At 70.8% G+C, this 13,227-nt stretch carries 13 protein-coding genes; 10 read left to right on the top strand and 3 right to left on the bottom strand.

What is annotated here, in order from left to right; genetic code table 11:
* Window positions 1–184 precede the first annotated feature (184 nt).
* Window positions 185–1,039 (bottom strand): TonB C-terminal domain-containing protein, encoded by an 855-nt coding sequence (locus tag G4D86_RS04970; RefSeq protein ID WP_240360052.1) that lies wholly within the window; start codon window positions 1,037–1,039, stop codon window positions 185–187.
* Between the two features lie 682 nt (window positions 1,040–1,721).
* Between G4D86_RS04970 and G4D86_RS04965 the strand changes: the two genes are divergently transcribed.
* Entirely contained in the window at window positions 1,722–3,527 is a 1,806-nt protein-coding gene (locus G4D86_RS04965) for a carboxypeptidase-like regulatory domain-containing protein (protein WP_163990000.1), read from the top strand.
* Here G4D86_RS04965 and G4D86_RS04960 read toward each other — a convergent pair.
* Entirely contained in the window at window positions 3,521–4,012 is a 492-nt protein-coding gene (locus tag G4D86_RS04960) for a DUF4442 domain-containing protein (protein WP_163989997.1), read from the bottom strand. The two genes, G4D86_RS04965 and G4D86_RS04960, sit on opposite strands and share 7 nt — an antisense overlap.
* 300 nt (window positions 4,013–4,312) lie before the next feature.
* Between G4D86_RS04960 and G4D86_RS04955 the strand changes: the two genes are divergently transcribed.
* The 7 genes from G4D86_RS04955 to G4D86_RS04925 all read left to right on the top strand — a co-directional run bounded on the left by G4D86_RS04955 (window position 4,313) and on the right by G4D86_RS04925 (window position 10,023).
* Window positions 4,313–5,704: a flavin monoamine oxidase family protein gene (locus tag G4D86_RS04955; RefSeq protein WP_163989994.1), complete on the top strand. Its 1,392-nt coding sequence runs from the start codon at window positions 4,313–4,315 to the stop codon at window positions 5,702–5,704.
* A 95-nt stretch (window positions 5,705–5,799) separates the two neighbouring features.
* Complete coding sequence (gene dps / locus G4D86_RS04950; protein WP_163989991.1) at window positions 5,800–6,348, top strand: DNA starvation/stationary phase protection protein Dps; 549 nt, start codon at window positions 5,800–5,802, stop codon at window positions 6,346–6,348.
* Between the two features lie 115 nt (window positions 6,349–6,463).
* The gene (locus tag G4D86_RS04945) at window positions 6,464–7,306 is read left to right on the top strand and encodes an SDR family oxidoreductase (protein ID WP_163990824.1); all 843 of its coding nucleotides are present in this window, start codon (window positions 6,464–6,466) and stop codon (window positions 7,304–7,306) included.
* Entirely contained in the window at window positions 7,303–7,932 is a 630-nt protein-coding gene (locus G4D86_RS04940; RefSeq protein ID WP_163989988.1) for a glutathione S-transferase family protein, read from the top strand. Before G4D86_RS04945 ends, G4D86_RS04940 begins: the two co-directional genes overlap by 4 nt.
* A gap of 78 nt (window positions 7,933–8,010) precedes the next feature.
* Entirely contained in the window at window positions 8,011–8,514 is a 504-nt protein-coding gene (locus G4D86_RS04935) for a hypothetical protein (protein WP_163989985.1), read from the top strand.
* A gap of 66 nt (window positions 8,515–8,580) precedes the next feature.
* A complete protein-coding gene (locus tag G4D86_RS04930; RefSeq protein ID WP_163990821.1) occupies window positions 8,581–9,120 on the top strand; it encodes an inorganic diphosphatase in 540 nt (179 codons plus the stop codon).
* Window positions 9,121–10,023 carry a CHAD domain-containing protein gene (locus G4D86_RS04925; RefSeq protein ID WP_163989982.1) on the top strand — a complete coding sequence of 301 codons (903 nt, stop codon included), beginning with the start codon at window positions 9,121–9,123 and terminating at the stop codon, window positions 10,021–10,023.
* A 225-nt stretch (window positions 10,024–10,248) separates the two neighbouring features.
* Here G4D86_RS04925 and G4D86_RS04920 read toward each other — a convergent pair whose 3' ends face one another.
* The gene (locus tag G4D86_RS04920) at window positions 10,249–11,166 is read right to left on the bottom strand and encodes a hypothetical protein (RefSeq protein ID WP_163989978.1); all 918 of its coding nucleotides are present in this window, start codon (window positions 11,164–11,166) and stop codon (window positions 10,249–10,251) included.
* A 164-nt stretch (window positions 11,167–11,330) separates the two neighbouring features.
* Between G4D86_RS04920 and G4D86_RS04915 the strand changes: the two genes are divergently transcribed.
* Window positions 11,331–12,587, top strand: coding sequence for an Hsp70 family protein (locus tag G4D86_RS04915; RefSeq protein ID WP_163989975.1), 1,257 nt, complete (start codon window positions 11,331–11,333; stop codon window positions 12,585–12,587).
* Between the two features lie 122 nt (window positions 12,588–12,709).
* Window positions 12,710–13,213: a hypothetical protein gene (locus G4D86_RS04910; protein WP_163989972.1), complete on the top strand. Its 504-nt coding sequence runs from the start codon at window positions 12,710–12,712 to the stop codon at window positions 13,211–13,213.
* The last annotated feature ends 14 nt before the right edge of the window (window positions 13,214–13,227 follow it).

Here is a 13,227-nt window from a genome sequence, read left to right as displayed (position 1 = left end):
GGGCCAGAACCCGGGTCGACAGCTGTTCCGGGGTTGCGCCGCGCGGCGGCATTGTCGCCCATCCAAATAGGAGCCGGTGGGTGGACCGGTGGCCACGGCGCCAGGGTGCCAGCGCCAGTTGCGCAGCGGCTGCTCACGCGGTCCGGGCAGGCAAGGACGCCGCGGGCTCCCTTCGGGCCCTGAGTCAGTAGACGCCAATCAGGTGGATCTGCACCCTCGGGTTGCCGAGGAACTCCTTCAACCGCCACCGGCTCCGCATCCCGTCGTCGTGGATGCCCACGCCGCCGTCGCCGGGGGCGTCCGCCCGGGCGAGGGCCTCGCGGAGCTGGGAGACGGCCCACTCGTCGAACCTCGGGTCGCCGGAGCCTTCAATCACCTGCAGGTCCAGCACCTTCCCGTCGCGGGCCTGGCGGACCTCGACGATGGCGGCGAGCGCGAGGATGGGCTCGGTGACGTCCACCATGAACATGTTCGCGGCGCGTCCCGCCTCCACGGCTGCCTGGAAGCGGTTGCGCTGCTCCAGGCGATGGTCGCGCTCCTTCGGGGCGTAGGGACTGCCCGTCTTGCCAAAGCGCTCGATGGCCTCCACCTGCTCGCGCTTCATCCGCGAGGCGAGCACCTTCAGGTCGGGCGGCGGTGGATTGACCAGCTCCTTCGAGAAGTCCTTCTGCAGCTTCGCGAAGTACGGCGAGGGCGCCCCGCTCTCCGCGCGCGCCGACGCCAGCGAGTCCTGGGCCCAGCCATCCACCTTCTCGCGCGCATCCTCCGCCTGCTGCCGCGCGACGGCTTTCGGGTCGGGCTCCTCTCCCGTGTTGCGCAACGTCCGTCCCGTCGAGGGTGGCTTTCCCGTCAGCCCCTCACCCAGCAGATGCCCCGGTACCAGGATGGGCCGCTCCGCTGCCGCCCGCTCTTCCGTAGGGGCATACGGCGCGTCCGGCTTCGAGCGTTCCGCCTTCGCGGTCGCGTCGTCCTGTCCTGTCTTCGCTTCCGGCGGCGTGTCCTGCCGGGAAGCGCCCGCTTCCGGGGGCGCGGTCGCCACCTGAGGCGCCGGTGTCTCTGTGTTCGATGACGTCGGGCGCTCGACCTGGCGCCTGGGAGGAGTCGTCTCACGCTCGGGCGGTCGCACGGTTGCACCGGGAGCAGCCGGCACTGGCGTCTTCGGGGACGAGTGCAGGATTTCCAACTCCACCACCTGCGTCGGAGCTCGCCCCGGAAGCCGTGCGGACGGGACCCGCGACAGCGCGAAGAAGAGCGCTGCGTGCAGGAGCACCGAGAGCAGCAGTGTGAGGCCCAGCCTGGAGCGACGTGACACGGGAGTCAGCTTGCCTCGCCGGGCCCACCGCGTGAAGCGCCCTGAGGTCCGGGTGTTGACCCGTCATGCCGTCCTGCCTGCCGGGCACCTCCGCCGTCATGTCGCGCCGCTCACCGCGAGACATACCCTTGCGTCCCCGCCCGCTCCGACGTGCGCGAGCCATCCCGACGACTTCCTTGACCCGGAAAGCCAGCGTGGGGTCGGCCGCAGGCAGCCACGAACCGGGCGCTGTCCACGTCCACCATCAATCTCGCCTGGCGTCGGGCAGCAGGTGATTCCCGTGAGCCCTGAGCGCGATGCGGTCCGCGTCCACCGGTACTCCCGCCTGACGTCGCCCGTGAGCGGCTTCTTCGAGCCGCGAGCGCGGCGAAGTCCGTGTCCATGGGTAGTCCCACATAGAGTGAACAGCATGCGGTCCCTCCTCCGTGTCCTGCTCGCGTTGCTCCTGCCCACCCTGGCGTCCTGCTCGACTGGCGCCCCGCCCACGGATGACGCGGGGGTGCCAGATGCCGGCGCGCGACTGGAGGGTCCACGCGCGCTCCAGGTCCGAGTGCTCGGCCCCGACGGAGCGCCCCTCCCGGCCAGCCATGTGCAGGTCGTTCCCGAGTCGCTGGACGCCACCAACCTCTGGCTCCAGACAAACGACCGTGGAGAGGTGGGCCACGCGGTGCCCCCGCCCGGCCGCTATCGGGTGCTGGCCTTCTGGGTGGAGGAGAAACGGTTCCAGCGCTACGTGTGGCAGGACCTCGAATCAAGCCCCGGCACTGACGACGTGCGCATGGAGTTCCGCTTCTCGCCGCGCTCCGCGCCTCCCATCTCGGGACAGGTGCGGGGGTTGGATGGACAGCCCGTGGCCGGAGCCACGGTGGCGGCCCGGCAGCCCTTCCCCTCCGTGCCGCTGGACGGAGACCTCCTCCGCAACACGTCCGGGCCTCGCGAGTTCGCAACCGCGACGACGGACGCCGAGGGCCGCTTCACGCTGGAGCCCTTTCGAGAGGGAGAGTACGGACTGCACGTCCAGCACGAGGCGGGCCTGGGTGATGTCATGGCTCGGACGGGCGGCCCCGTTTCCGACATCGTGCTGGTCCCCCGCTGCGTGAGGAGCGCCACCGGCCGCGTGGTCGACGAACACGGCACTCCGCTCAAGAGCTTCGAGGTGGGCTCGATGCGAGTGCGCGACGCGAAGGGGCGCTTCCAGCTCAAGTCCTCCTGCTTCACCACCGTCGAGTCCGCCGGCTTCGTGCCCCAGGAGCTTCCGCTGCTCAGCCTGAAGTCGCTGAATGCGGAGCTGCCGGACATCGTGCTCGAGCGGGGACGCGAGCTCACGGGCCGCGTCGTGGGCCCGGATGGCAAGCCGGTGGAGTCCGTGAGTCTCCGCGGGAGCTGGGATGGCTCCAGGGGCGGCCCCGCAATGGCGAGCACGGAGGCCTCTGGCCGGTTCTCCATCGGACCGGTACCGGTGGGCCGGGAAGTGAAGCTCTGGACGAAGTGGGAAGACCGGCTCCTGCGGCAGAGCGTTCCTCCCGGGAAGGAGGGGAAGGTCGAGGTGCGCTTCCCCACGGAGGACTCCCGCCTGGAGGTCCTCGTGAAGGACGCCAGGGGAGCGCCCCTCGCGGGCCTGAACGTCACGGCGGAGGGCACGTGGGGCCTGGTCACCCTGCGCACGGACGGCGAGGGCCGTGCGGTCCACGGCGTCCCCGCGGGGAGCTACGAGCTGCGCGTCACCTACAAGCCCTCCATGAGCCAGACGGGGCCGCGCGTCCCGTACCGCTTCGCACCGGTGCGCGTGCAGGTCTCCCCCGAGAACAGCACGCCTGTCGTGGTCCAGGCCACGCAAGGCACGGGGCGGCTCCGCGTGCTGCTCCCCGAGTCGACGCACTACGACGCCATCTTCGTCGTTCCCGGAGCGCACGACTGGCCCACCGACGTCCCGGGCTGGGTCAAGCTCGTGGAGTACCCGCTGGTCGAGAACCTGAGCAAGGACATGCAGGAGCAATACTCGGGGGGCATCATCTACTACGAGACGCAGAACGACTTCAGCGAGCTGGTGCCGGGGCCCTACACGGTCTTCGCCACGAACCCGAGCGACGACGGCCCGGGCCTGCTTCTCTACCGCGAGGTCGTCCAGGTCGACGGTCGCGGGCGGCAGGTCGTCCAGGTCCGCTTCGCGGGCGACGGCGCGCGCAGGCTGCCGGAAGTGGCCACGCCTCAGTAGCGCTTGAGGACCGCGAGGAAACGTGCGTCCGCGACGTGCCTGCCCTCGAAGTCCTCCAGCCGCACGGGCACCCACTCTCGGGCCTTGTCGTTCTTCTCACGGAGGGCGGCATCCAGCGTGGTGAAGACCTCGGCGGGCGGCTCGCAGATGGCGCGCACGCCGCCCTTCGCCTTGGCGTGGAAGGACACCTCCACCTTGTCCACCAGCGCGTTGTAGCGGCCCGGCGGGAAGCGGCGGAAGAGCCACAGCCCCATCGTCAGCTCCATCACCGTCACCTGCACGCCCAGGTACACGCCGCCCACGTGGTTGCGCGTGCGCCGCTTGAGCGGCACGGACGCGCGCGTCCTCGCGTCGGACGCCTCCTCCACCTTGAAGCCCATCACCGCCGACAGCGGGATGATGTTCTTCACCGCCACCGTCATCAGGGCATTCGCCGCCGCCGGTGACACCTGGCGCAGCCGTTCCACGAGGTCGAGCGCGAGCATGGCTCCTCACCATCCACAACGAAGGGCCAACATCGTAGCGCCAGCGCGGGCGGATGCGCGGCTCCTGAGTGGAAACCGATGCGCTCCTTGCGGCGCGGGCTCTCCGTGACGCGGGCCCCTCTCCCGCGCCTCGGGCCCTGCCGGCGCCCGCGCCAGTTCCGTCCCAAGCCGCACCGCGCGCAGCTCGCGTCCCGGTCGCACTCCTCATGTCCCGACCGATATGTGAAACCGCGTTGCGTTCGTACATCCCGCTGCCCCCCGTCACTCACGCCCGGCATAGAGTCCCGCCACGGAGGACGCATGAACGCGAGCGGAGCGGATGTCGTCATCATGGGCGCGGGGGTGGCGGGGCTCACCGCCGCGCGGGCGCTCTCCCGGACCGGGTTCTCCGTCGCCGTCCTCGAAGCCCGGGAGCGCGTCGGTGGACGCACGCTCACGCAGTCGCTCGGGGGTGAGGCCGTGGACCTCGGCGGCCAGTGGGTGGGCCCCTACCAGCGCCACGTGCTGCGCCTCGCGGACGAGCTGGGCCTCAAGCGCTTCCCGCAGCACCACCAGGGCACCAAGGTGCTCGACGTGCGCGGGGAGCGGCGCACCTACCGCGGACAGGTGCCGTCACTGCCGCTGCTGTCGCTGCTGGACCTCCAGCGCATCATCTGGAAGCTGGACGGCCTGTCGAAGCGCGTCCCCCGCGAACGCCCGGACGCCGCGCCCCGCGCCGCCGAGTGGGACGCCCTCACGCTGGAGGAGTGGAAGCAGCGCCACGTGCCCACGTGGGGCGCCCGCGCCGCGCTGGACATCGCCACCCGCGCCGTCTTCGCCGCCGAGCCCTCGGAGGTGTCCTTCCTCCACTTCCTCTTCTACGTCCACTCCAACAACGGCCTCATGCCCCTCACCACCATCGAGGGCGGCGCCCAGGCCGAGCGCTTCAAGGGCGGTGCCCAGACGCTCAGCCTCCGCATGGCCTCGGAGCTGGGCGGAAGCGTCCACCTCTCCACTCCCGTGCGCGCCGTGCTCCAGGACTCGGACGGTGTCACCGTCACCGCCGAGGACGGCCGCACGTGGCGCGCGCGCTACGCGGTGGTCGCCGCGCCGCCCGCGCTGGCCGAGCGCATCGACTTCGGCGCCGCCCTGCCTTCCGCGCGCCGCCGTGCCCACGCGGACATTCCCATGGGCAGCGCCATCAAGGTGGTGGCCACGTACGAGCGCCCCTTCTGGCGCGAGGCCGGCTTCTCCGGCGAGGCCGTGAGCGACACCGGCCCCGTGCGCCTGTGCTTCGACGACTGCGGCGCGGACGGCCACCATCCCGCCCTGGTGGGCTTCTTCCTCGGGGAGACGGCACGCGCGTGGACGGGGCGTCCTCCGGCGGAGCGGCAGCGCGCCGCACTGGAGTCCTTCGCGCGCTTCTTCGGCCCCCAGGCCCTGAAGCCCACCGCGGTCGCGGACCTGGACTGGATTGCCGAGCCCTATAGCCGGGGCTGCTACGTTGGCCTCCCCCGCCCCGGCACCCTGACCGCCATTGGCGAGGCCCTGCGCGCCCCCTTCGGCCGCGTCCACTGGGCGGGCACGGAGACGGCCATCGAAGGCTGCGGCTACATCGACGGCGCGGTGGAGTCCGGCGAGCGCGCGGCCACGGAGCTGTCCGCACGGCTGGCCTCCCCCGGTGAAGTGGCCGTCCGCGGCCGCGCCCTCTAGAGGCCCGGCCGCCTGCCCTCCGGCCGTCGCGGCGTGGATTGGCGTCCCCGTGGGCCGTCCCCACCCTTGGGAGGCCCTCTGGAGGAGGCCGGAACATGAACTTTCCCAGCCACGTGAATCTCCCCGCCGACGCGCGTGAAGAGCTCATCGATTCCCTCAACACCCTGCTGGCGGATTCCATTGACCTGCACTGGCAGATAAAGCAGGCCCACTGGAACATCCGCGGCAAGCACTTCTACAGCCGCCACGAGCTGTTCGACGAGCTGGCCAAGCACGCGCGCAAACAGGCCGACGAGTTCGCCGAGCGCGCCGGCACCCTGGGCGGCTACGCCGAGGGCACCATCCGCCTCGCCGCGAAGAACAGCGAGCTGCCCGAGTACGACTTGCAGGCCGTGGACGGCGACGCGCACCTGCGCGCCCTGGTGGACCGCTTCGCGCGCTACGGGGCCAGCATCCGCAACGGCATCCACCGCTCCGAGGAGCTGAATGACCCCGTCACCGCGGACCTGCTCACGCAGTCGCTGGGCGAGGTGGAGTTGGACCTGTGGTTCCTGGAGAGCCACCTGCACGGTGACGTGCGCGCCACCGCGCGCCGCGGCGCGGACGCCGGGGACGACGCGGGCACCCGGCCTCCCAACGCCTGACGGGCACTGAGCAGAAGGCACCACCGCGCGCGGTTGGGCGAGCGCGCGGCCCTGCTCCGGCGTATAGAAGGCGTCCTCTCGCGACGGAGGACGCTTCTTGACTGCACAGACGCGGATGGACGGGAAGGTCTGCCTCATCACCGGGGCCTCCGGCGGCATCGGCCTGGAGGCGGCCAAGGCGCTGGCGGCCCTGGGCGCCACGGTGGTGCTGGTGGGCCGTGACGCGACGCGCACCGAGGCCGCCGTCAGCGCCGTGCGCGCCGCCGCGCCCGGCGCGAAGGTGGAGTGGCTGAAGGCCAACCTCACCTCGCTCCAATCCGTGCGCGAGCTGGCCGCCACCTTCAAGGCGCGCTACCCGCGGCTGGACGTGCTGCTCAACAACGCGGGCCTCATCCTCGACCAGCGCGAGGTGACGGGGGACGGGCTGGAGGCCACCATGGCCACCAACCACTACGCGCCCTTCCTCCTCACGCACCTGCTGCTGGACGTGCTCAAGGCCAGCGCCCCGTCGCGCATCATCAATGTTTCGTCCGAGGGCCACCGCATCGGGAAGCTCGACTTCGAGGACCTCCAGTGCGAGCGCCGCTATGACGGCATCCGCGTCTACAGCACCTCGAAGCTGGCCAACATCCTGTTCACCCGCGCGCTGGCGAAGCGGCTGCAGGGGACGGGGGTGACGACCAACGCCCTGCACCCCGGCGTGGTGCGTACGGGCTTCGGCCACAACACGAAGGGTTTCTTCCGCCACATCGTCAAGCTGGGCGCGCCGTTCATGATTTCGGCGGAGAAGGGGGCGCGGACGTCCATCTACCTGGCGTCCTCGCCCGAAGTGGAGTCGGTGTCCGGGGAGTACTTCTACAAGTGCCGCCCGAAGAAGGCGTCCTCCGCGGCCCGGGATGACGCCCTCGCGGAGCGGCTCTGGCAGGTGAGCGAGCAGCTCACGGGAGTGAAGGCATGATTGACCTGTACACGTTCGCTACGCCCAACGGTCGCAAGGTGTCCATCGCGCTGGAAGAGATGGAGCTGCCCTACAACGTCAAGGTGGTGGACATCACCAAGGGCGACCAGTTCAAGCCCGAGTTCCTGGCCGTCAACCCCAACAACAAGATTCCGGCCATCGTGGACCACGCGCCGGTGGACCACCGTCCGCTGACGGTCTTCGAGTCGGGCGCCATCCTGCTCTACCTCGCGGAGAAGACGGGCAAGCTGCTGCCCTCCCACCCGCGCGGCAAGGCCGAAGTCACGCAGTGGCTGATGTTCCAGATGGGCGGCATCGGCCCCATGTTCGGACAGCTCGGCTACTTCACCCGCTTCAGCAAGGCGTACGTGCCGCACGCCATCGAGCGCTACCGCAACGAGTCCAAGCGCATCCTCGGCGTGCTGGATGCGCAGCTCGGCCAGGGCGACTATGTGGCGGGCAAGTTCTCCATCGCTGACTGTGCCATCTACCCGTGGGTGGCGGGCGCGCGCGAGTACAACCCCGACCTCTTCCAGGGGCTGCGCAACGTCCCGCAGTACCTGCACCGCGTGGGCAGCCGTCCCGCCGTGCAGCGCGGCATGAAGGTGCCGGAGCTGAAGAAGTAGCAGCCGCCCGGGTGCCCAGCGGGCGGGCAGGCGGGGCGGGCGCGGGGCAGCGGAAGTCCGGTGCGTAGCTTGAAGCGCATGATGGAACCGTCTGTCCCCTCGCGTCCCCGCCTCCTGCTCCGTGCCCTCGGGCCGGGGCTGGTGGGCGCCACGTCCCTGACGCTCGTCCACGAGGGCGCCCGCCGCGTGCTGGAGCACCCGCCCCGGATGGATGTGCTGGGCAAGCGGGCCCTGAAGAAGGGCATCCGCTGGTTCGGCGGCAGGCCCGCGCACGGCCTGCGCCTGCACCGGCAGTCGCTCGCGGGGGATGTGCTGTCCAACAGCCTCTTCTTCTCGCTGGTGGCGCTGGGCCGGCCGAAGCGGCCGTACCTGCGGGGCGCGGTGCTGGGGCTGCTCGCGGGCCTGGGCGCGGTGGTGCTGCCGCCGTACCTGGGGCTGGGCCGCGGGCCTGCTCGCGCGCGGACTTCCACGTCGCTGCTCACCGTCGCCTGGTACACGCTGGGCGGGCTGGCGGCGGCGCGAGCCACGCGCGGGCTGCTCGACGCGGCGCCACCCCTGGAGACTCCGGGCCCTGGCTGGTAGGCCGCGCTCCTCGGGGGCGAGGGGTGGGTGCTTGCCCCGGGCGGTGACGCGCTCAACCTTGCCTTCATGGTGACGGACCTCACCCGCCTGCCGCTGCGCGGCCAGAATGGCGCCTTCCATGTGGTCGTCGAGTCGCCTCGCGGCTCGACGGTGAAGCTGAAGTACGAGGCGACGCTGAAGGCCTTCTCCATCTCCCGGCCCCTCACGCGCGGGCTGCGCTACCCCTTCGACTGGGGCTTCATCCCCTCCACGAAGGGGCCGGACGGGGACCCGCTGGACGTCATGGTGTACTGGGACGACACGACGTGGCCCGGCGTGGTGCTGCCCAGCCGCGCGCTCGGCGTGCTCCAGGTGGACCAGAAGAAGCGCGGCGGCAAGCCCGGCGAGCGCGAGCGCAATGACCGCATCCTCGCCGTGCCTGTCTCCTCCACCCGTGCCGAGCACCTGCAGACCTATCAACAGCTCTCCAAGCGCGAGCGCGAAGAACTGGAGCACTTCTTCCTCGCCGCCGTGCACTTCGAGGACAAGGACGCGCGCATCCTCGGGTGGGAGGGGCCGGAGGGCGCGGAGCGGATGCTGCGGCAGTACGCGCTCACGGAGGGCTGAGTGGCACACCCCACACCCATCCGGGGACTGGGCCCCGACAGCCAATTGGGACACGCCGCGCGGCGCCTCCTCGCGGGCCGGCTCGCGGACGTGCGCAAGCCGGAGGCCGGACTCGAGGACGGCGTGGATGACGAGTCCGTCCATGACATGCGCGTGGCGACCCGCCGCCTGCGCGCGGCCCTCCTGGTGTTCCGCTCCCTCGGGGGACTGAAGAAGCTGGAGCGCGACGTGAAGCGTCTCCAGGACGCGCTGGGGGGCGTGCGGGACTTGCACGTGCAGGCGGCCTGGCTGGAGGGCGCTGCCGGCAAGGCGGAGAAGGAGAAGCGCGGCACGCGCGCGGGCGTCCTCGCCCTGCGAGACGCACGGCTGGCCTCGCTGGACGACAAGGAGCGCCTGCTGCGCGCGGAGCTGAAGGGCTGGGTGAAGCGGACGATTCCGCGGCTGCTGGAGAAGGTGGATGCGCTGGACGACAACGCGCACCGCTTCGGTGGCCGGCGGGTGCGGAAGGTCCTGCGAGCGCGCGTGCGCACCGTGCGCAAGCGGATGGACACGTACGCGGACGCGCCGGATGCGGAGTCCGCGCATGCGCTGCGCAAGGACCTGAAGAAGCTGCGCTACGAGCTGGAAATCTTCCAGCCGGCCTTCCGAAGGACGATGGACGCGATGCTGGAGGTGCTCGTTCCATTGCAGGACGGGCTGGGCGAATTGCACGACGCGGACGTGCGGCTGGAACTCTTCGAGCGGCTCGCCGCCGACGCCGCGCCGAAGGAGCGCAAGGCCGCGCGGGCGCTGCTGCCGCATGTACGAGATGAGCGCGCGGAGCTGGCGAAGGAGATTGCCCGCGAGCTTCAGCGCTGGCACTCCGAGGAGATTCCCCGGCGGCTGCGCCGGATGCTCGCGTGACGGGACGCGCAGGCCGGCGCCTCGGCCTCATCGGGAGGCGCCACCCTCGCGGCGGCTCTCGCACGACAGGCTCGCGGACGATTCATGGCCTGCACCGCGCCCCGCCGGACCGGACGGTGGGGTCCGAACAAGGCGCGGGTGGAGGCAGTGCCCCTGATGCACCGCGCCCCGCCGGCCTCCACCGTGTAGTGGCGGAGTCCAGGCGGGGCGCGGGTGGAACCCCGGTTACTGCTGCTGCGAGGGCTGCGAGGGCTGCGAAGGCTGCGCGCCCGGAGAGGACTCGCCGCTCTCCGGCGCGGCCGGGGCGGTGGGCTTCACCTGCGACGTGGCCTCGATGCGCACCGCCTGCGGCTCACCGCTGCCCTGGTCCGTGCGGTACGACGCACGCACCTGGCTGCCCTCCTGGATGTCCGCCGCGCTCGCCTGACGGCCGTCCACCGTCACCTGCGTCTGGGGACCGACCTGGAGCCGCAGCTGGGGCTCACCGCGCGAGCTGAGCAGCACCTCCTGCTCGCTCGACGTCAGCACCTCGCCGACAATCTGCTGCTCGGAGCCCTGCGCCTGCGCACCCTGAGCCTGGGCCTGCTGCTGCGAAGGCTGGGACGGCGTGGGCGCCGCGGCCACCGGCTGCTGCGAAGGCTGGGACGGCGCGGGCGCCGCGGCCACCGGCTGCTTCGCCTGCTGGCGGAGCTGCTCGGACTGCTGCTGCGCCTGCTGCTGGGTCAGCTGGTCCTGCTGCGCCAGCTCCTGCTGCTGCTTCTTCTGGGCCTCCAGCGCGCTGGCCTGCGCCGACTGCGCCTCCTGCTGCGCGGCCTGCGTCTGCTGCTGGGCGGACTGCTGCGCCTGCTGGGCCTGCTGCGACTCCTGTCCCGCGCGGGCCTGGGCCTCCGTGAGTTCCTTCTGCTTCTCCTGGAGATCCTGCTGGGCGTTGGCGGCCTCCTTCTGCTGCTCGGTGGCCTCCTTCTGCGAGTCGCGGGCCTTGTCGAAGGCGTTCTCCGACTGCTCCTGCGCCTGCTCCACCTTGCTGCTCGCGGACGCCTGCTCGCCCGGCTGCTCGGGACTGCTCTTGCTCCGCTCTTCACAGCCCACGCCCAGCACCAGCGCCGCCGCCCCAGCCATCAAACACCCCGCGCGGAATTTCATGGATATCTCCTGTCGTGAAAGTGACAGCGCAAAGATGGAGAGGCCTCCGGCGGAACCAACCACACCCCGGACATGCGCCCGCCCACCCGCCAGGTCACCAGCGGGCGGCGCCCTCCACGCGGCGCTACCCTTGAGCGGACTTTGAGGGTAAGGGGCGCACCCCCATGCGTGCCTGTGGACTCGACTTCGGAACCAGCAACACCGCCGCGGCGCTGCCCGACGGCACGGTGCTGCCCCTGCAGCCCCACACCTCGGAGCCGCGCCTGTTCCGCTCCGTCCTCTTCTTCCCGGACGACGAGCAGCAAATCTACGCGGGCGCGGACGCCATCCAGCGCTACATGGAGGACAACACCGGGCGCTTCATCCAGTCCGTGAAGTCCTTCCTCCACTCCAACTCGTTCCGCGCCACCCAGGTGAAGGGGCGCACGTACACGATTGAGGAGCTGGTCGCCGTCCTTCTGCGCCGCGTGCGCGACGCCGCCGGTGTCCACATGGGCGGCCCCCCGGAGGCCGTCATCCTCGGCCGCCCCGCCGTCTTCACCCCGGACCCGCAGGCGGACGCGCTCGCCCAGCAGCGCCTGCTCCGCGCCGCCGAGCTGGCCGGCTTCCAGACGGTGCAGTTCCTCATCGAGCCCATCGCCGCCGCGCTCGCCTACGAGGCCCAGCTCACCCGCGATGAGCTCGTCCTCGTGGCGGACTTCGGCGCCGGCACCACCGACCTCACCCTCATGCGCCTGGGGCCCTCGCGCCGCGGCAACGTGGACCGGCGCCCGGACGTGGTGGGCTCCACCGGCGTGCGCATCGGTGGTGACCGCTTCGACGCCGAAATCATGCGCCACAAGCTGCTGCCCCGCTTCGGCGCCGGCTCCACGTACCGGGTGCGCGGCTTCAGCGACAAGCGGCTGCCCATTCCGCAGCACGTCATGGCCAAGCTGCTCTCCTGGCACGAGATGTCTTTCATCCGCGAGAAGTCCACCCAGGAGCTCCTCGAGACGATGCTCGAGACGAGCGACAAGAAGGCGGAAATCCAGGCGCTCCATGACCTGGTCATGGACAACCTGGGCTACCGCCTCTTCCGCGCGATTGAGGCGGCCAAGGTGCGCCTGTCCCGCGACGAGCAGGCGACGGTGGACTTCGAGGAGGGGCGCATCCACCTCCACGAGCCGATTACGCGCGCCGAGTTCGACGCCTTCAGCAAGCCGCTGCTCGACGAGCTGGAGCAGTGCACCGAGGGACTGCTCGCCCGCCACCCCGAGGCGGCAGCCATCGACGCGGTGTTCCTCACCGGCGGCTCGTCGCAGATTCCCGCGGTGCGTCAGCTCTACGTGCGCCGCTTCGGCGAGGAGCGCGTGCGCACCGCGGATGCCTTCACCTCGGTGGCCGAGGGCCTCGGGCGCGCGTCGGCCCACCTGACCTCCTGAGGAGGCGGCGGACTCAGGGCGAGTACGGGCGGACTCATTCCGCCCGTCCCGACGCGTGCGTCATCATCGTGCGCAAAGGGATGTCCTTCGCGAACCCCCTCGCGCGAAGGCGGACACACCACATGGCTGGTCAGATTCTGGGCGCCTACTGCAAGGCCGTCATGAGCTCCATGCTCGACGCCACCGCGACGCTGCTCTTTCCCCAGCACCGCAAGCGCATCGCGGAGATGAAGGACGACGCCTGGTACCCCATGGAGGACTACGTGCGGATGATTCAAGACCTGCACGCGAAGCTGGGGGACACCACCATGACGGCGCTCGGCCAGGCCGCCGTCCAGAAGACCTTCCACCTCACCAAGGCCCAGGGCTTCGACACGATGGAGAAGGTCTTCAAGGACTTCAACGCGCTGTCGGCAGCCGTGGTGAGGAACGCCACTCCTGATGAAGCAGTACGCACGGTGTCCCTGACGAAGGACACCGTGGTGATGGAGAGTGAATCGAAGGTGCCGCCCTCGCTGATGGTGGGCTACTTCCGCGGGCTGTTCTTCGGCTTCGGGAAGCTCGTCACCACCGAGACGGTGGAGCGCAAGGGCGACACCGTGCGCTACACGCTGAAGTGGCTGTGAGGCCCCAGCCCCAG

The organism is Pyxidicoccus caerfyrddinensis (assembly GCF_010894405.1).
Lineage (GTDB): Bacteria > Myxococcota > Myxococcia > Myxococcales > Myxococcaceae > Myxococcus > Myxococcus caerfyrddinensis.
This window is presented reverse-complemented; position numbering and strand designations above follow the sequence as displayed.

Excerpts from the sequence above, each read along its gene's own strand:
- G4D86_RS04910 (WP_163989972.1), top strand. The coding sequence starts at position 12,710 with ATGGCTGGTCAGATTCTGGGCGCCTACTGCAAGGCCGTCATGAGCTCC.
- G4D86_RS04930 (WP_163990821.1), top strand. The coding sequence starts at position 8,581 with ATGGTGACGGACCTCACCCGCCTGCCGCTGCGCGGCCAGAATGGCGCC.
- G4D86_RS04965 (WP_163990000.1), top strand. The coding sequence starts at position 1,722 with ATGCGGTCCCTCCTCCGTGTCCTGCTCGCGTTGCTCCTGCCCACCCTG.
- G4D86_RS04960 (WP_163989997.1), bottom strand. The coding sequence starts at position 4,012 with ATGCTCGCGCTCGACCTCGTGGAACGGCTGCGCCAGGTGTCACCGGCG.
- G4D86_RS04920 (WP_163989978.1), bottom strand. The coding sequence starts at position 11,166 with ATGAAATTCCGCGCGGGGTGTTTGATGGCTGGGGCGGCGGCGCTGGTG.
- G4D86_RS04955 (WP_163989994.1), top strand. The coding sequence starts at position 4,313 with ATGAACGCGAGCGGAGCGGATGTCGTCATCATGGGCGCGGGGGTGGCG.
- G4D86_RS04935 (WP_163989985.1), top strand. The coding sequence starts at position 8,011 with ATGATGGAACCGTCTGTCCCCTCGCGTCCCCGCCTCCTGCTCCGTGCC.
- G4D86_RS04915 (WP_163989975.1), top strand. The coding sequence starts at position 11,331 with ATGCGTGCCTGTGGACTCGACTTCGGAACCAGCAACACCGCCGCGGCG.
- G4D86_RS04940 (WP_163989988.1), top strand. The coding sequence starts at position 7,303 with ATGATTGACCTGTACACGTTCGCTACGCCCAACGGTCGCAAGGTGTCC.
- dps (WP_163989991.1), top strand. The coding sequence starts at position 5,800 with ATGAACTTTCCCAGCCACGTGAATCTCCCCGCCGACGCGCGTGAAGAG.
- G4D86_RS04945 (WP_163990824.1), top strand. The coding sequence starts at position 6,464 with ATGGACGGGAAGGTCTGCCTCATCACCGGGGCCTCCGGCGGCATCGGC.